Here is a 22137-nt window from a genome sequence, read left to right on the forward strand (position 1 = left end):
CCTGAACGCCTTCGATATCACCTTCGACGGCCGACTCACCGCAGCCCGACAGTAGCCCCGAACACCACGGTTACACCGTTCGATTGACAGACCCCCGGAACTCGCCCGCAGACTCGGCAGGGGAGGCCGAAGCCAGCTGACCGCCGAGGCCGTTTCCGAAACTGCGACGAGGGGCCGAGCCCCGGCCGGCTCAGGTGTCCCGGCAAAGCAAGGGTTGCAGCAAGGAGGGCGGGTCTCGTACGGGTTGGGTGCCACGGGGCGGGGCGCCAAGGGCGGGCGGCCCGGTCCCTGCCTTGGCGATTGAGAGAACGGGCAGGGTGATGCCGCGCTCGACGGCGATCCTCGCTACGATCTCTTCCGCATCGGCAGCAACGGGCCTATGTGGAGCAGGTCCCGCTCCTCTGCGAGTGCCACCACAGCGATGTCCGGATGCTTGCCCATGCTGGGAAGTCGCCTGGCAGTCGCCCTGGCGTTCGTGAGGATGCTCAGCTTGAGCTTCCAGTTCATCGCGTGTGTTTCTCACGAAATTTCGGGTGTAAGTAGGATGGCAAGGCCATCAGGGGTTCCGGGCGCATCGATTGGCCAGGATCTGTCGCCTGTTCAGGGTTCTGTAGAGCTATGAGAGGTGTCGCGTCGCTTCGTCACGAAGCTGGAGTGCGTGATACGTCCGTCGTCTCGGAGGCTGCGCCGATCAGTTCCAGCCGATTCGCATCCGTTCCGGGTCCGCGATCTTGCGAAGGCGCTGTGGAGGACAAAGCCTGGCTACGCTCACGAAGTTGGACGGGCAGAGAGGCGCGTGGAGATGCGTAGTGGAGCCAAACTGGCGATTGTCGGCGGGGCGTTCCTCGTCGTGGCGAGCGGTGTGGGGTACGGCGGGTACAACCTTTGGAACGGGGTCACCGGGGGTTCTCCGTCGAAGAATGCGGTCGAGCAACGGCAGACGGGACCAGTTACCTCCGAGGAGGTGACCGGAACGGCGAAGGAGTTCCTGGCGGCATGGGCGAGCGGCGAAGCAGAACGGGCCGCGCAGTTGACCAACAACCCGGTGGAAGCAGGCCCCGCACTGCTCGCCTACCGTGAGGCCGCCATGATCGCGAAGGCCGAGATCGTGCCGGGGAGACCGGAAGGGACCGCGGTGCCGTTCACGGTCCGCGCCACCGTCTCGTACGAGGGGCACACCAAGGCATGGTCGTATGCCTCGAAGCTGACCGTGGTGCGCGGGTTGACCACGGGGCGACCGCTGGTGGATTGGAAGCCGACCGTTGTACACCCGAGGCTGAGTAAGGGGGCGACCCTGCGGACCGGCAATGCGAAGGCAGCCACGCTTGTTGTCGTGGGCCGTGACGGTGTCGAGTTGACGAGGGAGAAGTACCCCTCGCTCGGTCCGATCCTGGATGAGTTGCGCCAGCGGTACGGCACGCGAGTCGGAGGAGAACCCGGGATCGAGACCTGGATCGACTCCGGATCGCAGGAGGTGCCGGACACTACGCTGCTGATACTCAGCGAGGGTGTGAAGGGACGTCTGAAGACGACCATCGATCCGGCTGCACAGGCGGCGGCGGAGCAGGCGGTCAAGCGGTACGGGAACGCCTCGGTCGTCGCGATACAGCCTTCGACGGGGGCGATACGGGCAGTCGCCAACAGCCCCTCCAGCGGTAACAACACCGCCTTCCTCGGCCGCCTCGCCCCCGGCTCCACCCTCAAGATCGTGACCGCCGCGCTCCTCCTGGAGAAGGGCCTGGTCACGGCAGACGGCCCGGCCGAGTGCCCGAAGAACGCCATGTACTACGGGCGTACCTTCCAGAATCTTGACGGTTTCGAACTCGGCACCGTTCCATTCAAGACGAGCTTCGCCCGCTCTTGCAACACCGCCTTCATCAAGAAGATCGACGATGTCCATGACGATGCGGCCCTCGGCAAGGAAGCCCGTGAGGTCTTCGGCATAGACATGGAATGGAAGACCGGTATCCCATCCTTTGATGGGAGGATCCCGTCGGAGACCGGTGGCGAGGCGGCCGCGCAGTACATCGGCCAAGGTACGGTTCAGATGAACCCGCTTACTGTGGCCTCGATCACCGCCACCGCCAAGGCCGGCGCGTTCAAGCAGCCGTATCTCATCTCCCCGGATCTCGACGACCGCGCCGTTGCGACCGCCGACCGTCCTTTGAACAAGGCAGCGGCCCGACAGCTGCGAGACATGATGCGAGACACCGCGACGAGCGGAACGGGCGCGAAAGCGATGGCCTCAGTCGGCGGTGACAAAGGGGCGAAGACCGGTTCAGCCGAGGTCGACGGACAAGCTGACCCCAACAGCTGGTTCGCAGGTTTCTCCGATGACCTTGCAGCCGCCGCAGTAGTGCTGTCGGGCGGGCATGGTGGCGACGCAGCAGGACCTACTGTGGCGCAGGTTCTGCGCGCAAGGTGAAGCCCAGCAACCATTCGCTTGCCCCGCTCTCGCACTTTCGCAGAGTAAACCCGCTTCATCCTGAATAGCTGCATGTCAGCAGCGCGTGAACGGCCTGGACGAGGGTGCCGATGCGGCGGGTGGAGCATCTGGACCCGGCGGAGAAGTCGCCAGGATTTCAGCTGCGCGAAGACGCGCTCGCCGGGTGCTCTGAGGCGGGCGTGGTCGCGATTGAACTGTTGGTAGTGGGTGTGGGGTGTTCGCGGTGGTGCTACGGGGTGCGGAAGGTGGCGCCGGCGCCCTGGTAGGCGCGGTCGGCCAGGACGAGGATCTGCCGGGTCAGGCATGCCTGGACGATGCCGTGGGCGCGGGCCGCGGTCAGGTCGTGGGTGCGGCCGGGTGTCGCGCGGGAGAACCACAGGGGTGTGCCGTCGGGGCGGGCGATGACCTGCACGTTCATGCCGTGCTTGCGGTGCTTCATCGAGTGGTACGGCTCGTCCGCACCGATCAGGTCGATGGGGATCAGGGTTCCGTCGACGATGACGTGGTCGCCTTCACAGAGGCCGGGCGCTCAGCCGGCCAGGACGTCCAGGGTCTCGTCAGCGTAGCGCCAGGCGGTGGCCTGAGATATTCCGAAACCGGCGCCGAGCTGCGAGAACGTCTCGTTCTTACGGAGATGGACGAGGTCAGCAGTGCCTGCTTGAAGCAGCCGAGCTTGCGCCAGCGTGTGTTGCGGGCCAGGCGGTGCTCGTGCAGCAGCCAGGCGACATGCTCGACCAGCTCGTAGGGACGTCGAGCGTGGCAGGATACGGAACCACCAGGGCCCCTTCGGTCGCCGGTGTGATGAGTGAGATCACCACACCAACGACGAGGGGCCCTGCCTCGTCACCACCCCCGCTGACCAGCTCATTTCACCCTCCCGTACAGGATGAAAAAGGCTCAGTTGAGGAATTTGAAAACCGGGAATGACGCTGAAATATCCTGCCAGGGTGCCGGGGTTCAATCATGTTAGTCGTCTACCGGCAGGGCGTGTCACCGTGCAGTTCAGCCGCAAGCTACGCTGTAGATTCCCGCACCGGCCTGAGGAGCGTTATCGCCGGGAGCGTTCTCCCACAAGGTGCCGGAGATGCAGTGTCCATTTGTGTTCTTCTGCACTACCGGACCGGCGTACCAGGCGAACTGGCCTTCGTTCTTCTGGTACCCGCTACGCCCGTCGACACTCATGCTTACGGACATGTAATGCTTGGTCCCCGCATATTTCTTGGCAACCAAGACCATGCAGTTCGTTCCGCCATCGGCCGGGGAGTAATAGAGCCTGGCGGTTGACCAGACTCCTCCTTCGCCCAGCAAGTCCTTCGAGTAGACCAGGGATCCAGCACACCCGTAGTCTCCTGCTGATGCGCTCGGGGCTAACCCTATGAGCCCTGCCATGGCCGTGGCGAGAACGGCAAGTGACGCGATAGAACGACGCATCCCAGTCCTTTCTAGAATGAGGATTGCGATTGAGGGCAATGTCACCGGGGTGCGTGCAAGTATGGTGACATCGATGGCCGTAGCTCAAGAAGAAGATCCTTGAAAAAGGGGCAACGGCTCGAGGGTCAGCGAGCGGCGGTGTTGATTGCCGACGCGCTGGAGAGGGCGCTGTTTTTTCGGGAACGGGCTTTGTCGAGGTTCGACTGGTTTTCCTTAATGAGCTGCTTCTGGATGGCGGCCTCTTCGTCGAACCAGATCTTGATGAGGTTCGTCGTGGTCTTGCATTCGACGTCGGCCGTCGCGAGCTCGATCTCCTCGGAACTGGCGGTGCCGGCGGCGGGCGAGTGCAGCTTGTCCGTGTCCCAGACGTTGTTGAGCTGATAGCCGCGGTCCTTCATGCACAGGGACCACTGGCCCATGGCTGCTTTCACGGCGGTGGTCTCCTGGGAGCGCTCGAAGCTCTCTGCGCTGAGGCGCTCGACCAGGTCTGCGTCGAGAGTGCCGACCTTGCGGTCCACCTCGCCGATGCATCCCCCTTCGGGAAGCGCCTTGCCCTTGAAGGAGGTGATCGTGCTGCCTCCTTGGCGGGCCTGGAGAACCGTGACGGCGTCAGGGGCGTAGAGCTCCGGCGGCGGGGTGCTCTCCCGGCCGGGGTGCGGGGGCCGGTATCCGTACTCCTTGGCCTCGGCGAGGTCGGTCAGACCGTACCTGCGGGGCATGTTGGAGGCGTTGGCGGCGAGCGGCGGCGCGGTGCCGAGGTCCTCGGTGCGCCAGTTGTCGAACCCGTAGCGTCGCATGCATGCGATCTCGGCGGTGTCCCTCGCCTGCTGAACGGTGATCTCGTCGGCGTAGGAGGGCATGTACGTCTCAAGGGGCAATGTCAGGCCCTTGGCGAGGCCGCGCGTGGGGACCTTGTCCGGCCAGTTCTCGCGGAAGACCTTCGGCCCAGGCTGAGCAGGATCAGCCGCGGGTGCGGGTGTCTTCTGGGCCGGCGGAGTGTCGGTCGCCTGCTGGCCGCAGCCTGCCAGGAACGCTGCAAGGGATGCGGCTGAGAGCGAAACGATCCAGGGACGTCTTATGGTCATCACAGCCTCGCACTGCTTGCGTTCTCGTTCTTCAAGGCGGAGATCAGGTTCTCGTTGTTGCCGACCTCGATGGTCTGATAGGTCCCCTGCTGGTTGCTGTAGTAGAAGATGCGGTGGGACCGGGTGTCTCCGTTCGAGGCGCCCGCGGCGTTGTTCTTCACGCTCCAGCCGGACCCGGGGTCCGCCCCCTCGCACTTGCTGCTGTTCGGCAGTGGCTCGTCGAACCCGAAGCCGTATCCGTAGTTGAATTGATAGCGGACCTGCTGCATGCCCGAGGAGGTCAGGTAGTCATAACCGAGGTGCGAGTCCTCGGTCTTGTTCGTGATGAAGCAGGGACTCCTGAAGACCCCGATGTTCTGCAGGCTGTTGAAGAAGATCGCCAGGCAGCGCGTGGTCGAGCTGCACTGATCATCCGTGTAGGTGGTGTATGCGTTGGCCGGCGAGGCAGGGATGATCACTGCAGCCAACGCCGCGGCCGCCGTAGAGGCCGCGCCTAATATTCTCCGTCTGGGCAACGGGAACCTCGATTCATCTTGCTTTGGTTTCTGGTGCTGATGGGTATGGCGAAATCCGGTCAGCTCTTGGAACAGTACTGCGATCTCATAGTCATTGTTCCCGCATGACTTGATTCCATCGACAGGACGGCCGATTCGGCGCGCTGGAGGCGAGGCGGATGTGGCGGAACTCGGGATCCCGCTTTCAAGGAAGGAGTCGGCAGAAATCAGTGCGGGTTGGCGGTTATGGGCGTATCGGCCAGGAAGGCGAAGACGGCGGCCGTGTGCCCGGATTCTGGCAGGTAGCACACCAGAGGAGTCCGTTTGGTCGGTGGCATGCTGGGCTGCGCGACAGTCGTCAGGTCGCCGTTCCAGGTGCCCAAGGACAGAACCGCCCTGCGGGCAGCTCGGTTGCCCGCAGAGCGTGATCAGCCTCAGCAGCCGGTCTCGTCAGTTCGAGGTGGAGCCGGCCACGGTCCCGCAAGGTTCCTTCGGCCCGTGGGCCTTGATCCGGGGCCCCGACGGACTGGTGGATGGCAGGTCGATGGTGAAGCAGCGGGTGGCCATGGTGTCGGCCGGGCCGAAGAGGACCAGGGTCCGTTCGTATGAGCGTGAGAACTGGACCAGGAGCCGGGTGCCTTCTGGTGTGGAACGTGTCTCCACAAGGACTCCGAAGCCGGGTGCCTCGTCAAGGGCGTCCCGTATGTCCTGGTCGGTCGGCGTGCGGCCCTTGCCGGTAAGGAGGTCGACGGCGAAGCGCCGGGCGTCCCTCTGCGTTGCCTCGAAGGCATCGTGCTCGCGGTCGGCTTCGCTGCGCCCGCTGACGGCGAACGCAGCGACGAGTGCCACGACCGAAGCGAGCAGGACCGCGCCCAGGGCCTTTGCCCAGAGCTCGGTCCTTCCTTTTCGCTCTGCTTTCACGGGGATCCTGTCGCTCCTAAGGGAGATTGCTCACCGCGCGGCGGAAGGCCGCGGAGTAGGCGGAAGTGCCCGTGCTGTTGGGATGGTAGCTCTCTCGGCTGACGCACCAGGTCCACGGGCTGGGATCGGTGGGTTTGCACGTGAAGTCGCCAGGCCCCTGCCCCGCGACCACCGTCTTGTGGATGCCCTCCGGGTCGTCGCAGGCCCTGCGCCCCTGGAAGTCCGCGTCGGCGGACTCTAAGAAGACCGGCAGGCCCTCCGCCTTGAGCTTGTCGACGACGGCTCGCTGCTTGCCCTCCATGTAGACGGCATTGTCGTTGATGCGGATCATGCCCGCGCCACCGACGCCGCTCACGCAGGTCAGCGAGTTCTCGTTGAAGATCTGCGGGTAGCTGAGCAGAACGATCTTCGCGTGGCCGCCCGTCGCGGTCTCGATCAGTCGTAGGGCGGATTCGACCCCAGACATGGCCATGTCGATGTTCCGGTGGACCTCCTCCTCAGCCGGGCAACCGATGGTGGCGCAGTCCTGCATGACCAGTGGGAAGCCTGCGTCGTTGCCGCCGATGGTAAGTGTCACGAGGTCCGTGTCACTGCTGAGCACACCTGAGTCGACCTGGAACCTCTCATGGAAGTTGCCGTCGGTTCCCCAGACCTCGTTGCCGTTCTTGTCGACGGCGTGCCCGGTCATCAGCTGCCAGGAGCGCGCTCCGGAGCAGGAGACGTTCTGGAACTCCAACTCGGTGGAGAAACCATCAGCGAGGGTGCCGATCGATGCGGAACGACCAGGCAGGGTCGTCTTGCGGACCCAGGAGTCGTTGCTGCGGCGGCAGGCGTTCCAGCGTGAGGCGTTGTTGATGTCGTTGTCGGATTCCTTGGCGTACGAGCCGGCTCCCTCGCCGGAGGAGTACGAGTCGCCCATCTGGACGACCTGCTGGGGCTTGCCCGGCAGAGGCTGGAAGGCAACGGCGTCGAAGGCGACGTCGTCGTCCCCAGCGCCGTCCTCGGTCTCCGTGGTGAGTCGCACCCGGGGCACGCCGTTCATCCGGAACGATCCGAGGGATATCCAGCCGTTGGTCCCGCGCTTCTGGTTGACGTACCGGTGGCGGGAGAACGAGCCGCTGCCGGTGTCGATGTCGTAGCGCGCCTGCTGGGTGTGCGCGCCGTGGTCGGGCAGATGCACGAGGACGCGCATCCAGTCGGTGCGGGGCTGGTTCAGGGTCCAGGTGCCGGTGAAGTTGAGGCGGGTGCCCTTGGCGTCGTCGTCTCGAGTGTGGCCGAAGTAGAAGTGGCCGCCGAAGCCCGCCCCCAGCTGGTGCAGGTCGATCTTGCCCGGGTAGACCGTGGAGGCGGTGCCATCGTGAGCGACGCCGGACTCGCCCGCGAAGTCGGCGGTGAAGGTGCCGGCGTTGGTCCAGTCGTTGTTGGCGCAGTTCGGTCGAACGGGCAAGGTACCACCGGGAACGTCGTCGACGACGAGGGCATGGGAAGGCAAGCCGGTCCGGGTGCAGTTGGGCGTATAGGCGGTGCCGTCGGCCTGCTCTGTGTCGTAGTTCGGCGAGGTGAAGCGGAAGAGCTCGTTGCCGCAGGAGTAGGAGCAGTCGCTCTTCCATTGGACGGGCAGGTGGAACCAGCACTTGTAGTCGGCACGGGTGCAAGGCCCCGAGCCCGGATCATTGGTGGCGCCATCGGAGATCTTGGACGGCTCGCACCAGTTGTAGACACCGCAGAAGAGGTCCTCCGGGGGCTTCACCTGGGCCCGGTTCCACTTGGCCGATCCTTTGACCGTGGCGTCCTCGGAAGTACCGTTCCACCAGGCGGCACGGAACGCGGCCACCATGACGCCCGGGGACTCCACGAAGGACGGCGGGTGCGCGGCGAAGCCGAGGACCTTCTCGGGGTACGGCCAGTGCTGTGGGCGCGCGGCGGCGGAGGCGTCCTCGTTGCCGAGCCGGTCCTCCATGAAGGGCAGGCGGCCGGCGTCCCACTCGGGGTTGGCAGGGTTGTTGGACCAGCCCACGCCCCAGGGTTCGTTGGCGTTCACGTTCGGGTAGAAGCCGGAGTTGTAGGCCCAGAGGGCGAAGAACCAGTTTTCCAGCTTCGCGGGATTGCCGTCGTGGACGACGAGGCCGGCGCGCTTGGTCTGGTTCCACTTGTCGACCAGGATGCGGAGGCCGGCGGCGACGTTCGCCGCGTAGTCGAGGGCGACGGCGCGCTGTATCTGATAGTCCCAGGCCGCCCCGCCCTTGCCGTGCTCACGGCCGGCGAGACGCATGTGGTCGGTGACCTGGGTGACGCCGTAGCCGCAGTCTCCGGAAGACCAGTCGACGTTCCAGTCATTGTCCGGAATGCCGTCGTAGTAGTCGACGCCGTAGTAGTTCCCGATCAGAGGGTTGCCCGTCACGCCGGGGACTGCCGAGCGGGAGGCCTGCCACATGTTCGACTCCTGCGCGGTGATGCCGAGGAGCACCTGGGCCGGGACGCGGCCATCACCTTCGAGCTCGGGGTTCGGGAAGAGGCCCTGCGGCGAGTACGCCGGCATGCCGAGGTTCTTCCAGTTCGCTGGGCGCGAGGCGCCGATGTCGAGCTTGCCGGTGATGGCCTTGTCGACGGCCCACTCCACCTGACGGGGCTTGGGTTGCATGGCCTGGTTGCGCGGATCGTTGCGGGGCACGGAACAGATGCGTTCCGATTCGACGATCTCGCTCCGGGACCCGGATATGGCGGCCGAGGCCGTCGTGGCGTCAAGGGGACGTGGATCGGCGCTCTGCGTGCTCGGGCCAGCGTGGTCGGTCTCGGGCCCCGCGTCCTTTCGGGTTCCGAGTAGCGGCGACGGTGCGCGGGAGGACTCCCACCCGGCGGAGGTGGCCGCGATCGGCCTGACGGTGAAGCTGATCTTCTTGCCGGTATCGCGCACCGTGGTCTCGATTTCCACCGGGCGTGCGTCGGTGACCTCCTTCGGCTGGAGGTACTTCGGAGAACCCTTGCCGTCGGCCCAGACCGTGTGCTGGACGATCGCGCCGCCCTTGGTGGACAGCGTGGCGTCCTTGTCGACGCCCTCCAGTCGCGTGACCGTCCGCGGCAGGCTGATACCGGCCTCGGCGGTGACGTCACCGGTTAGGTAGACCTGTCCGCCGATCCGAGTGAGGCCGGTGTCCGCGAGGGGGCCATGGCCGAGTTGCGTGACCTTCGTGCCGGCCCACCGACGGACGAGCGTGGTCTCCTCGTTCCGCAGGCTGGCGCGCTGGACACGCTCCAGGAAGACGTAGCCACCGTCCTCGTCCTTGCTGATGCGGTACGGGACGGTACTGGTCGTCGCGAGCCGCTTCTTGACACCCCTGTTGTCGATCTCGACGAGGGTGCGTCCGGAGGCGGCGGCGACCCTGCCGTCGTCGGCGGGCACAGACGAGGTGATCTGACCGTCGACGACGACAGGATCGCTGACTTTGCCCGTGGCGGCATCGACCCGGAAGAGCCGGGTCTGCCTCTTGTCCTCGCCGGGAGACTGTGTGAGGACCACTTCCTCGCCAGTCCCGCAGCCCGGGTTGTAGTACGACAGCGAGGCGTTGAGCTTCAGTTTGGTGACAGAGCCGCTGGTGAGATCCACGATGGCCGCGAAGCCGCCGCGGGCCATCAGACGGGGGTCGTTGGTGAAGGTGCGTGGGGCGTAGACGACGGCTGCGCGTTTGCCCGAACCGGTGACGCAGACGTTGCCGATCCACTGGTCGACGTCGAAACCGGGTTCTGCGAAGGACGCAAGCGTCTTCCAGGCGTAGCCGCTCTGTTCTGCCGCCGTCAGCAGGTGGAATCCCTGGGCGTCACCCGTGGTGGTCCAGGCTATGTCCGTGGACTTGTCCCAGTCCCGGCCGAGGACCACGGCACGATCTGCGGCCGGCACGCGGTCCGTGGAGGGAGCGCCGACGGCGAGGGGCGTCGGCGCGTCGGCGAGGCCTGGCTGTGCCCGAGCTGAGCCATGGGGGATTCCGGCCAGCAGCGTTCCTACAGCCACCGCCGCCAGTGGTGCTCGTATCTTTCGCAGGATTCTCAACTTCCCTCTCCTTGGGGACCCGTAGGGTGCGTCCGGCAGCACTAGGGCGGCCCCGACGGTCCCGGCTTCCGGGCGCCGAGTGCGGTGATCGGGCAGAATGAGCCCTGCCCACACTGGCGCGGACTTGGGCAGCGTCAACCCGGATTCTGTGATGCGCCTGGCGATCTCGGCGTACTGCAGAGCGGCTTCTGCGGCGAGCCGTTCCCTTCCCTGCGGCACCGTCGGCGCGCCGATCGATCCGAGCGTCGCAACGATAGGCGTACGGGCAGCGTGGGTTCCTAGATCACCGAGAAATGGCGAGAAGCTTCCGTCTGCGAAGTTTCCACTTCTATTCCAGCCCCGTGTCGATCCGGAGGTTTTCAGTCACACCACCTATCGACCTGATGGGCGGAGACTGCAGGTCCATGGCGTGGGAGTCGATCCGACGCCATTCCTCCCGCTGCTTCTGGCTGGATTCCTCTCGGTTTCGAGAGTCGAGAAGATGGCGTCCGAAAGGTGAGATGAAGTGACTGGAATGCATCGATTCACGCGGGGAGTCCTTTACCGCTTCTGAAACCTGATTTCGCTCGTTGCTACCTTTTCAGGAGCGTGCGTATGAGATTTCCCGATTTGCCTTCCCGGGTCGCTGGACGAGGGCAGGCAGCGGGCTGTCGATGGAACGAGCCGATCGACTGCCTTTTTTGGTCAATCTGGAGATGGCATCTATCCGGAGGTGGGGGAAATCGCATTGGGTTGGGCCGATCGCGTACCGAGGGTGGTCCCCGTAGCGACATTTGCGTCCTCGAAGGGCATGGCGGCCATGTTCCGAAAGGGGCGAGTCCGCTCTGACGCCCGGTCCCTCGACGTGCCGCTCTGTGTTCATGTTCGCGCGGTCGAGCCGTGTGGTCATCGACGTGTATCGGTAGACCGCGCAGCCTCGCTGTTCGCCATCCCGATCGACCGTCTGGTCGTGCTACAAGCCAAGGATCTGATCTGTCATGCGTACATCGCCCAGGGCATGGGCTCGCGTTGCCGCGCCTCTTGCCGCAACCGCTGTTGCCTCGCTGCTCGTCTTGCCCTCGGCGTCCGCCGCGACACCCGTCGAGGCCGGCGCTGCGAGTGTGACCGCCACGTGCACCACCCACACCTGCGTCCTGGGCACCCGTGCCGCGACGCACACCGGCTACGACCGGCTGGTGTTCGACCTGACGTCGGGCACCCAGGTCACGACTGAGACGAACACGACGGGCGCGTACGACCACGTGAGCGGCAAGCAGGAGCTCTTGCAGATCAAGGGCACCTCGTACCTCTTCATCACGATGGAGGACACCGACGTCTATGACGACACCGGGAACCTGACCTTCACGAGCCCGACCCAGCAGAGCTTCGGCCTTCCCGCCCTCAAGGGGGTCCAGCTTCTGCAGGCGTACGACAACCGCTTCGACAAGCACGTTCAGTTCGGTATCACGCTCGGGCCGTCGACGGGCTACCAGATCTTTCAGCTGACCCAGCCGAACCGCCTGGTCGTCGACATCTACCGATGAGCCGGACGAAAGTCCGATCCACCTCATCTCGGTACGGTCACCCGACCCTCGTTTCGAGTCAGGAGTTCTTCTGTCATGAGTAGATCGCTTCGTACGTGGGCCCGTGTAGCCCTGCCCCTCGCCGCGGCCACGATCGCCTCGGTGCTCGCCCTGCCGACGGCCACCGCCGCCACCCCTGCCGAGACGGCCGCCACGGCCGTGACGTGCTACGACAACCCCTGCATCACGGGCATACGCGCCGCGACGCACACGGACTACGACCGTCTGGTGTTCGACCTCACCGCGCCCACCCGGATCTTCGGCACGGAGACGAACACGAACGGCGCCTACACCCCGATGAGCGGTCTCACGGAGTACGTGACCGTCAAGGGCACGTCGTACCTGTTCATCTCGATGGAACCCGCGCACCTGGCCTCCGGAGTCGAGTGGAGCAGGACCTTCGGCCTGCCCACGATCAAGGGAGTGCAGCTGACCAACTTCCACGCCGCCAGGGCCCAGTTCGGCCTCTCGCTCGGCCCCTTGACCCGGTACAACATCTTCCACCTGACGCAGCCGGACCGCGTGGTCGTCGACGTCTACCGCTAGTCGTGCTTCCTGCCGGCGCGAGGACAAGTGAGGATGGTCGATGAGAGGCGTACCGGACAGTCTCGAAAGCGGAATGGGTTGCGCACCTGGAGGTGTGCGGTGAGGCGGGTACGGGCCTCCACACCCGTGGTGGTCACCACGATGCTGGCGCTGTTGGCGACGTTGCCCGCGCAGGCCCTGGCGGATGACGTGCGACGGTCGGACGGCGTCGAGCAGGAGCAGCCGACCGAGCCGTGGACGCGGACAACAGCCGGGGGCGCTGTTCCGGCTGCGATTCCGGAGGGGCGGCGTAAGTCGCTGCAGGGGAGCGGATACGCCGCGTCCAAGGACGTCGCGTGGACCACGTCCGGCGATGCGGCAGGATTTCACATCCTGGTGGCGGACGCGGCCGCGGGGTACGAGTGGAGGACAGCGGCCACGCTGTCGGAGCCGGGATTCGACGCCGACAGCTGGATCGGGAACGCCTGCGTCACGGAGTCCGGAAAGCGGGCGGCCGTGGCGTACGCCCCACGGACCTTCACCAACAAGCCCGAGCTGATGGTGAGAGGGGCGTTCACCGCGATCGTGGACCTGGAAACGGGGCGGGTCACCAAGCTTCCCCACCAGGCATCGCTGGCGTACTTCTCTCCAGGCTGCGGCGAGGGTGAGACGACCGTCTTCACCCAGCTGTCCCACGAGGGGGACGAGCAGACCGGCACTCGGCTCATCTCGGTCGACACAGGCGCCGGCAAGGTCGGAAAGCCGCTTCTGCTCGACGGCAACGTGACATCCGCGATACCGACCCGAGAAGGCATCGTCGCAGCGGAGGGCGCGCGGCTGGTCCGGGTCGAGAAGAACGGAAAGCGGAAGACGATCACCCGGACACGAGGCGTCCCCTTCCAGCTCCGGACCGACCGGGAAGGCGGGGTCACTTTCATCGAGCGGATCCCCGCTCCGGCGGCCGAGAAGGCGGACGACGGCGACAGCCAGGCCCGTCGGGTGACTCCGAAGCAGATCCGGAACGGAGGAACCGCACCGGCGACGCTCGTACGTGGCGCTCTGACCGATTGGGACCTCGCCTCCTCGGCCGACGGCACCGTGCACGTGACCGGCAGGGCGAAGACGGTCGGGGCACTGCCGGCAAGTGTGCGCAACCGCGGTGACCTGGCCAAGGACGACCGGATCTCCACGCGCGGTGAAGCATCCGTGGGGACCGCCTGGGCGGCGGGGAGGAACTCCCCGCTGATCGCACCGGGCGAGGACGGGGCCCGCCCGGTCCGGACCGAACTCCGCCTGCTCCTGACCGGGAAGACCGAGGAACTGGGCGCCCTTCCGGGAGGCAAGCCGCTGGGGACCATGGCGGAGCGATCCGCGGGGGGCGCGATGTCACCCGCGCTGCCGAGCCGGGACGGAACAGGAACACAGGAGAGGTCGGCAACAGAGGCCACCTCGACGATCGCCCCCTCGCCCACGGACCCCGTCGAGGCGGAGCGCACCTGCGCCGTACCCCGTAACGACGTGCGCAAGCAGGCGTTCCAGCCGACCCCCCGGCAGGTCGAATGGGCCGTAAACCAGACGGTCGCCGGAACGCTGAACAAACACGTCTCCCGACCGGCCGACTGGAAGAACACGGGCATGGCGGGCTACCAGCCCCAGGCTCTGTTCCCGCCGACCTTGCTGAACGGGGACGGCAACGGTGTTCCGGACCGGGTCGACGACTGGCACATCCCCTCGCAGGTGCTGCTCGGCATCACCGCGCAGGAGTCCAACATGTGGCAGGCGACCCGCTTCGCCGTACCGGGCGTCACCGCCAACTCCCTGATCGGGAACTACTACGGCGTCGAGTACACGTCTGGTGGTGGACAGCCGGATCCCTGGGCCATCAACTGGGCCAAGGCGGACTGTGGTTACGGGATCACGCAGGTCACCGACGGCATGCGACTGGCCGACCAGGGCATCAAGCTCAGCAAGACCCAGCAGGAGGCGGTGGCGCTGGACTACACGGCCAACATCGCCGCCGGCGCAACCATCCTCGCCGAGAAGTGGAACCAGACCAACAAGGCCGGCCTGACGGTCAACAACGGTCACCCGAAGTACATCGAGAACTGGTTCTTCGCCCTCTGGGCCTACAACTCGGGCTTCTACGAGAAGGGAAGCGACCCCGCGGGCGGTGACCACTGGGGCGTCGGCTTCACCAACAACCCGGCCAACCCGCTCTGGAAGTACAACCGCACGCCCTTCCTGGAGAACGAGAGTGGCGCCGACGACTACTCCCACGCTGCCACCCCACAGCACTGGCCGTACCAGGAGAAGGTGATCGGCTGGGCCGCCCGTCCCATCGCGGCTCTCTTCGGCCCCGGTGACATGCAGGCCGGATACCGGGCGGCCTGGTGGAACAGCAGCGGGGACCGCGCGCGGGCCAAGCCCCGTATCGACCTGTTCTGCACCATGGAGAACAACGACTGCTACGCGGGCCGCATCGGCGAGAACGACTCCAACGACCCCGGTCAGGGCGCCTGCACCCTGGACCAGGAAGCGGCGACCAATCCGCACTGGCTGCACTGCTGGTGGAACACGTCGGTGCAGTGGAAGGACTGCAACCTTCTCGCGGAGTGCGGCCATGCTGTCCACCGGTTCAACGACACGTACCCGGAACAGCCGGACGGCAACTTCTATCCTCCCCAGTGCGGGACGGGAGGTCTGCCCGCCGGGACGAAGATCATCGAGGACACCCCTTCCGGCGTGACGTCGGCGGGAAGTACGGGCAGAACCTGTGGTCCCTCCTCGTCCGCCGGCACGTTCGCCTTCAGCTTCGCCGGCTGGAATGGCGCCTACGCGGGCAAGATGGACCTGCACCAGATCGGGGCCGGAAGCAATAACCACTTCTGGTTCTCCCACACACGGGACCAGGACACGCTCGACGGCGCCCGGACGTTCATCACCGGCAAGTGGACGCTCAACGAGTCCAACATCGGCTGGAGCCGCGTACTGGTGCACATGCCCGATCACGGCGCGCACACCCGGCAGGCCGCCTACGTCGTGGGAGGCACGGACTCCACCTCACCGGTCCGAGTCGTACCGCAGCGCACCCGTGAGAACCGCTGGGTGAGTCTGGGAGTCTTCCGCTTCACCGGCACGCCGACGGTCTCCCTGTCCACGCATGCCGAGGACGGCGGCACCGGCGAGGACGTGGCGTGGGACGCCGTGGCGTTCCAGAAGCTGCCGGGCAAGCCGGCCCACCAGATCGTGGCCATGGGCGACTCCTTCTCCTCGGGGGAGGGTGCCTCCGAGGGCAACGCCGACTACTACACGGAGACGAACTACCGGGACAGCCAGAACGAGGCGACCCGAAACGCTTGCCACCGCTCCAAGAAGGCCTGGTCGCGCCAGGCCAAGACGTCCGCCGGGGCGTACGAATCGATCGGCGAACTGGCGGACCGCTGGGACGCGAGCATGGACTACCACCTGATCGCCTGCTCCGGTGCGCGCAGCTACAACATCCTGCGGGATCCGGAGAACGGCGAACTGGCCCAGATCCAGAAGGGGTACCTGGACCAGAACACCACCATGGTGACCATCTCCATCGGCGGTAACGACTCGCGGTTCTCGTACGTCATCCAGAAGTGCCTCATCTCCTACGGATCGGGCAGTTGCCAGGACAAGCTGTTCGACGACCACGACCCGCGGATCGACCGTGACGTCGACGGGGACGGCTACATCGAGACGGACAGAGACCGTCCCTACCAGCAGAGGCCTCTGAGCGAGGCGTTGCCGGCACTGATCACCGATGTGGTGAAGAAGGACATCCTCGCCGCCATCGAGGAGATCCACCGCAAAGCCCCCAACGCCAAGATCCTCCTCATGGGCTATCCGAAGCTGGTCTCCGGCGACGCGAGCTGCCTGCGAGCCGCTGGGCTGGGCTTGTCGGAGGAGTCCAACGCCTGGCTCAACACGGTGGCCGCGCATCTCACCAGCGAGATGAGAAGCGTCGGCGAAGCCGCCCGGAGCAAGGGCATCAACGCACGGTTCTCCGATCCCACCTGGGCCTTCGAGGGCAAGGGCATATGCGGGAACCCGGAAAGCATCCACGGGATCGTCAAGACCCTGACCAACAGCGACAACACGGTCACGGACTGGCCGCTGCTGAAGTCCTACGGGCTTTCGGCACAGTCCTTCCACCCGAAGATCAGCGGCGCCCGGCTGTACGCGGACGCCATGGAAGCGACCATCGGCGGATGGTAGGAGAAGAACGCGTCACCTGAGAGGTGAACGAAGAGCCGGCTGGGAAGCGTACGCTTCCCAGCCGGCTCTTCCGCATCGACGCCGTCACGTGCCTGCCACGCTGTGATAACCCGCGGTCAGAGTCCACTCGAACAGCGTCCCTGGACGTTCTCGCATCGAGGAGAGGGTGACCTCGGTGGGCTCGGTCACGCAGGTACTGAAGACCGTCTTCCTGCCAGGACACGGTTCCGGCACCTTCACCCTCGCGTCGTCGCCGGGCGCATCCCACGCCAGCCTTTCGCCCCCCGCGCGGGATCCGATCGACGGGGGGTAGCTGTGCGGTTCTTCGTACCTCTTGTGCTCGTAGTACCGCAGCGCACTGTGGATCGAGCCCTCGGACCATGTGGTGGGGGTCCTCATGGACCGGAGGTCCTGAAGAACCTGAGGCACAGGACGGTCCACAGCGAAGTACAGATGCAGCCGCATCATGCAGGACATGGCTGGCTGCTTCGGTGCGTTCTGGTCGAGGTAGTTCTTGCCTCCACCCCGAGAGCAGGTGTCCACCACGGTGATACGCAGCGGCGGCCCCCATGGGGAGGATCCTCTGATCTCGTCGGCCCTCGCCCGCAGGTCGCGCTCAGTCTGCTCCCGCTTCTGGCGGACTTCGTCCGAGGTGGCGATCCTCTTGAGCTCGCTCTGACCGGGGCCCCTGGTACACGCGCCGACTCCCACCAGGAAGAACGCGAACAGAAGAGACGCGGCCTGGCCGGACCGTCGGCGCACAGGTGAGGACATGGTCAGAGCCTCCTACTGAAGTTGGACCATCGATGTTGTTCTGCGGATCGGCGTCACGAAGCCCCCGGGCTGTGGGCGGTGTCGAAGGAAGACACCGCTCACAGCCCGGGGGCTCTGTTACAGCATCGCCCAACCGATCAGCCGCGCCGCGAGATCAGAGGGAGGCAGACTCACTGCCCCCGGAACGGGATCGCGTGGCACCCAGTCACGAGGATTCGGCGATGCCGCCGCCGGCGACCGTGAGTGTGTACATTCCGACCGAGCCGGGAGCTGGGCCCGACCTCAGCAGAAGCGCGTGCGCACCCCCAGACAGGTACAGGGAACTGACGACCTGGCGGCGTTCCTTGACGTAGAGGGCATCGACCTGCTCCTTCGCTGTCTTGAGCCAGGTGATCGCGCCCTTGTCGTCCCACTTCGGAATCCGAGTGCCGACACAGTCCTGCAGGAAGACGCCGGCCTTGGCTTGATCGGACTTCACCATGCAATTGAAGGTGATGATGTCGCCCTGTTCCGTCGGAACCCCGGAGATGGCCAGCTGCCGCTCTCCGTTACGAGGTACGCCCCCGGCGAAGTGCCACACCTTGCGACCTCCCGGCGCGTCGATCAGACGCGGCTCCCCGAGCGGGATGTCCCACCGCGCGGCGAGGCCGGTCAGAAAGTCGTCCGCCCGGTAGCCAGGAGCGATGACCTTGCTCTCCCCGAGCGCAGGCGCCCGGTCGGCCGTGACGGCCCGGTCCGGCCAGTCGGCGGCCGACGGAGGCTCCGTGAGCGCCGGATCGAGGCCTGCCGTCGAGGACGGGGAAGGCAACGGAGCGGAGTGCGCCGGGGCGGGCGCCGTCGATGCGTCGGCGGACCGGGAGCCGGAGGCAGGATCCATCGTCGGTTCGTGCTGTGTACAGCCGCCCAGGGCGGCTGCAGCCGCGAGAGCGACTGCCGCCACGACCCGGCGGTGCGTTGAGTACGTGTCTTCCATCACTGTCCCATGTTGCAGTTGCCCTTGTCGGGCGCGCCGACAGGGACGAAGGCCACAGCGTCGAAGGCGACGTTGGCGTCTCCGGTGCCGCCGCTCGGATGGATGTTGTCCATCTCGACGCCGCCGCCCTTCCAGAAGCGCCACGAGCCCAGCTTGAACCAGGAATTCTTGCCCTGGGTCCGGTTCGACTGGCTGATGTCGCAGATGTCCGAGCCCAGGCCCTCCTTGTTGGGGCCCGGAATGGTGGTGTACCGAACTGTGGCCTCGGCGCCGTGGTTCGGCAGATGGATCCACACGGTGAACCGCTTGCCGCCAGGCTTGTCGGCGTCAGGCAGGTAGCTCGGGTTGAGCTTCCAGCGTCCGGTCACCTTGTGGAAGTAGTCGTTTGACGGGTAGCTGTGCGTGAAGAACACGTGACCGTTGTAGCCCGCGCCCAACTGGTGGACGTCGATCTGCGCGATGTAAGGGGTGGCGCGGAACGTGCCGTCGTCTCGGTTCACGATGAGGTTGTCCCCGAACTGAAGTGAGAACTTGCCCTCTTCACGATTCGGCTGTGCTCCGCAACCGAAGACATCCTCACGGCCGTTGAGGTCGTCGATGACGATCGTGCCGAGAGTGCCGTCCGGTGTCGTCATGCACGGTCCCGACGGGTACTTCGCGACGAGTGCAGACTCGGGGGAGCCGACCGGGAACCTCAATTGCTCACGGGAGGAGTTGGTCTCGTTCTGGCCGTTGATCCAGGCGACGCTGCCTGCCCAGCGGCAGGTCTCGTTCATGGCCGGACAGGGGTTTGCCGTGCCCGGCGCGCAGTTGTTCACCGAGGGGGAGCAGAAGAGGCCGTAGTTCGTCGGAAGGTTCAGCAGGGCTGTGGCACCGGGGAAGTCGGGAACCACGTACGAAGGCTCCCAGTTCCACGTCTTGTGCGGGGTCTCCGCCCAGCCGAGGACCTTCTCCTGGTACGGCCACTTGGCGGGGTGCGCGGCGTCGTCGAACGTCGCCCGTAGGAAGCCCTGCCGGTCAGGGGGGTACTGTGCGTTGGCCGGGTTGTTGAAGAAGCCCAGGCCCCGGGGCTGGGCCGGGTCGGTGTAGACACCGCTGTTGTAGCCCCAGAGGGCCAGGTACCAGTTTTCGATCCACTGCGGGTTGCCGTCGTTGGCCTCCATGCCGAGCGCCTTGAGCTGGTTCCACTTGCCGGCGAGGATCTGCATGCCGGCCGCGATGTTCGTGGCGTAGTCGGTGGCGATGGCCCCGGCCTCGGTGGGGTCGAACATGTCCGCGCCGTCGAAATCCCGCATGCCGGAGGTGACCTGGGCGATGCCGTAACCGCAGTCGGAGGTCAGCCGGTTCGGGTAGCTGTGGATGCTCGCCCCGTTGCCGAACCAGTCGGCCTGGAGCACGTTGCCCGCGGTGCCGTTCACCGAGTGCCAGGACGCCTGCTTGAAGTTCGACTCCTGAGCCAGGATGCCGAGAACGACCTGTGCCGGGATGTCGCCGCCGCCGGTCAGCTCCGGCTTCGGGAACAGCCCCTGCGGAGAGAAGGTGGGCAGGCCGGTGTCATGCCAGTTGGCCGGACGCTGAACGGTGAGTGCGCCGTGTACAGCTTGGTCGACCGCCCACTCCACTTGGTTCGCACTGGGCTGCTGTGCCTGCCTCTTGGGGTTGTTCCGCTTCACCAGGCAGGGAATCTCGAAGTTGAAGACCTGGGATTCGCCGTACGTTTTCGTGCCGCCTGATATGCACCTGGCTTCCGGTTCGCCGAGGTCGCCACAGCTGGGCGGTTCCACATCGTCCCTCGGTAGCACGGCCGCGCCGGGAACCGCCGCGCCGGCCGTGGTCGCACCAGAGGGAGGGTAGGCCGCGGGGCCGAGGGCGGGGGTACCCCCTGGAGACGCGGCTCGTGCCCCGGCCTTCTCGACGGGGTGGGCGTCGGCGTCGAAGGCGATCGCCCCCTTGGCGCCCGTTCCGACAGCCGTGGCCTGGATACGAATCAGGCCGGCGGCCCGACCGTCGTCCGTGGCCTTCGCCTCCGGAGTGGCGAAGGGGGGCGTGACCCCCTTCAGTTCGTCCGAGACGACGGAGGTCGCGATCAGCCGGCCCTCACGGGAGACGGCTGCGGGCGGGACCGTGAAGGGCTGGGCCTTGAGCCCGGGCGCACGCGAGACGTCCACACCCGCCACGTCTCCCACCACCAGGGAGCCACCCGTGCGGGGGAACAGCTTGAGCTTCCCGATCTCGCCGGAGCCGAGCGCGGAGAGCTTTCCTTCGTGCCAGCGACTGATGACGCTCTTCCGGCCGCTTACGAACCCGACGTCGAGGTCACCGCCGGCTGAGGACGTCAGGGCGAAGACCGGACCGTTCAGCTGAGCCTGCTTACTTGCCCGAGTGGCCTTGCCGCGGCCGGTCAGCTTCACCAGATGGCCGTTGAGGACGCCGTAGTCCCCGTGTGGGGTGGGCAGCATGTGAGTGAGCTGACCGGTGACCTTGCGGTCTGCGACTGCCGTGCCGGTCGTTGCATCCGCCTCGATGACGGTGGTGTCTCCCGCGTCGGTGTCCGTGGCTGAACTGGTGGAGAAAAGCACCCGATCGCCCTCGCCGCAGCCCGGCGAGTAGTAGGCGAGCTGCACCCCCTGGGCGATTTCGGTGACTTTTCCGTCACTGAGTCGCACGACGGCGGCGAACGCGCCGCGGTAGGAGGCCCCCGGCTTGTTCGTCCACAGGGACGGCATGTACACGGCTGCCGCGTACCGGCCCGAGCCGGTGGTGCAGGTGTAGCCCGTCCATGGGCCCGCGTCGATGTCCTTGCGTCGCAGTGAGGCCACCTCTCGGAAGGCGTACCCCTCCCGCTCGGACGCCGTCACGATGTGGAAGCCGTCCGAGTCTCCGGTGCCGCTGACGATCACGTCGTCGGATGCCTCGAAGTCTTTGCCGAGATCCCTCTCCGGCGCCCCGAAGAGGACATTCGTGGTGGCGTCCGCTGCTTCGGCGGGCGTGGTCGAACCCGTGAAGGGGATCAGGGCCATGGAGGACGTCAATAGGCCGATCGCAGCCACCTGCGCGGCGAGCCGCTGCCGCGGTTTCCGTGTGAGCCTCACCATGCTTCCTCTCACTGCCAGGCCGTACACTGGCCGGTTGTCCGGGGCAGGTTGCCGCCGGCTCCTTCGTAATTCAGAGGAGCCGGATCCCAATGGGTTTCTACGGTGTTCCAGCAGGCCTTGTTGGTGCCCTGCCAGTCGCCCATCGTGGTATGGGCTTCCGGTAGATCGGGTGTCAGCCACTTGGTGGTCCCCCTGGGCCACTGAGCTCCGCCGATCGTCGGTGTCGACCACAACGCCACGTAGAACGACTTCTGTCCGGCGTACGCGGGATCAAGGGTCGCCTTCACCCAGACGGCGTTGCAACTGTACGAATAGACGAGTTCCACCTGGAGATCGTCGCCCTCGTTGAGCTGCGCAATATTCTCTGCGTCCCAGGAGCACCCGGCCACGTACGGATCCATACCTTGGCAGCTCTCGGCGTAGCACCCCGCCTCGGTCCCATCCGCCGACGCCTGCGGCGCCGTGAGCGTCTGGGAGAGACAGAGGAGCATCAGCGCGACTCCGATCCGACCCCAATTCCTTCTGCGCATAGCGCTCTCCTTGA

12 protein-coding genes and 1 pseudogene are annotated in these 22137 nt (G+C 66.0%); 4 read left to right on the top strand and 9 right to left on the bottom strand.

Features of this window, described 5'->3' with window-relative positions; translation table 11 throughout:
* Positions 1-802 precede the first annotated feature (802 nt).
* The gene (locus ABZ621_RS25305) at positions 803-2425 is read left to right on the top strand and encodes a penicillin-binding transpeptidase domain-containing protein (RefSeq protein WP_360608564.1); all 1623 of its coding nucleotides are present in this window, start codon (positions 803-805) and stop codon (positions 2423-2425) included.
* Between the two features lie 55 nt (positions 2426-2480).
* Here the strand turns inward: ABZ621_RS25305 and ABZ621_RS25310 are convergent.
* From ABZ621_RS25310 to ABZ621_RS25330, 5 genes and pseudogenes are all read right to left on the bottom strand, one after another.
* Positions 2481-3264 (bottom strand): annotated as a pseudogene (locus tag ABZ621_RS25310) (transposase family protein).
* Between the two features lie 738 nt (positions 3265-4002).
* The gene (locus tag ABZ621_RS25315; RefSeq protein ID WP_360608274.1) at positions 4003-4965 is read right to left on the bottom strand and encodes a hypothetical protein; all 963 of its coding nucleotides are present in this window, start codon (positions 4963-4965) and stop codon (positions 4003-4005) included.
* On the bottom strand, positions 4962-5429 hold the full coding sequence (locus ABZ621_RS25320; RefSeq protein ID WP_360608276.1) for a hypothetical protein: 468 nt from the start codon (positions 5427-5429) through the stop codon (positions 4962-4964). Before ABZ621_RS25320 ends, ABZ621_RS25315 begins: the two co-directional genes overlap by 4 nt.
* Before the next feature lie 477 nt (positions 5430-5906).
* Positions 5907-6377 carry a hypothetical protein gene (locus ABZ621_RS25325; protein WP_360608278.1) on the bottom strand — a complete coding sequence of 157 codons (471 nt, stop codon included), beginning with the start codon at positions 6375-6377 and terminating at the stop codon, positions 5907-5909.
* 16 nt (positions 6378-6393) lie between these two features.
* Positions 6394-10560, bottom strand: a complete 4167-nt coding sequence (locus ABZ621_RS25330; protein WP_360608280.1) for a hypothetical protein — start codon at positions 10558-10560, stop codon at positions 6394-6396.
* A gap of 839 nt (positions 10561-11399) precedes the next feature.
* On the opposite strand from ABZ621_RS25330, the gene ABZ621_RS25335 reads away from it, so the two are divergent.
* The 3 genes from ABZ621_RS25335 to ABZ621_RS25345 all read left to right on the top strand — a co-directional run bounded on the left by ABZ621_RS25335 (position 11400) and on the right by ABZ621_RS25345 (position 16751).
* Positions 11400-11945: a hypothetical protein gene (locus tag ABZ621_RS25335; protein WP_360608282.1), complete on the top strand. Its 546-nt coding sequence runs from the start codon at positions 11400-11402 to the stop codon at positions 11943-11945.
* A 75-nt stretch (positions 11946-12020) separates the two neighbouring features.
* Complete coding sequence (locus tag ABZ621_RS25340; protein WP_360608284.1) at positions 12021-12530, top strand: hypothetical protein; 510 nt, start codon at positions 12021-12023, stop codon at positions 12528-12530.
* Between the two features lie 375 nt (positions 12531-12905).
* The gene (locus ABZ621_RS25345) at positions 12906-16751 is read left to right on the top strand and encodes a NocE (RefSeq protein ID WP_360608286.1); all 3846 of its coding nucleotides are present in this window, start codon (positions 12906-12908) and stop codon (positions 16749-16751) included.
* An 84-nt stretch (positions 16752-16835) separates the two neighbouring features.
* On the opposite strand, the gene ABZ621_RS25350 is transcribed toward ABZ621_RS25345, so the two are convergent.
* The 4 genes from ABZ621_RS25350 to ABZ621_RS25365 form a co-directional block, all read right to left on the bottom strand.
* A complete protein-coding gene (locus tag ABZ621_RS25350) occupies positions 16836-17525 on the bottom strand; it encodes a hypothetical protein (RefSeq protein WP_360608288.1) in 690 nt (229 codons plus the stop codon).
* 205 nt (positions 17526-17730) lie between these two features.
* Positions 17731-18501: a hypothetical protein gene (locus tag ABZ621_RS25355; protein WP_360608290.1), complete on the bottom strand. Its 771-nt coding sequence runs from the start codon at positions 18499-18501 to the stop codon at positions 17731-17733.
* A complete protein-coding gene (locus tag ABZ621_RS25360; protein WP_360608292.1) occupies positions 18498-21518 on the bottom strand; it encodes a hypothetical protein in 3021 nt (1006 codons plus the stop codon). The genes ABZ621_RS25355 and ABZ621_RS25360 overlap by 4 nt, the downstream gene beginning before the upstream one ends.
* Before the next feature lie 83 nt (positions 21519-21601).
* Positions 21602-22123, bottom strand: a complete 522-nt coding sequence (locus ABZ621_RS25365; protein WP_360608294.1) for a DUF2690 domain-containing protein — start codon at positions 22121-22123, stop codon at positions 21602-21604.
* Positions 22124-22137: the final 14 nt, after the last annotated feature.

Source organism: Streptomyces sp. NPDC007863, from assembly GCF_040633895.1.
GTDB lineage: Bacteria > Actinomycetota > Actinomycetes > Streptomycetales > Streptomycetaceae > Streptomyces.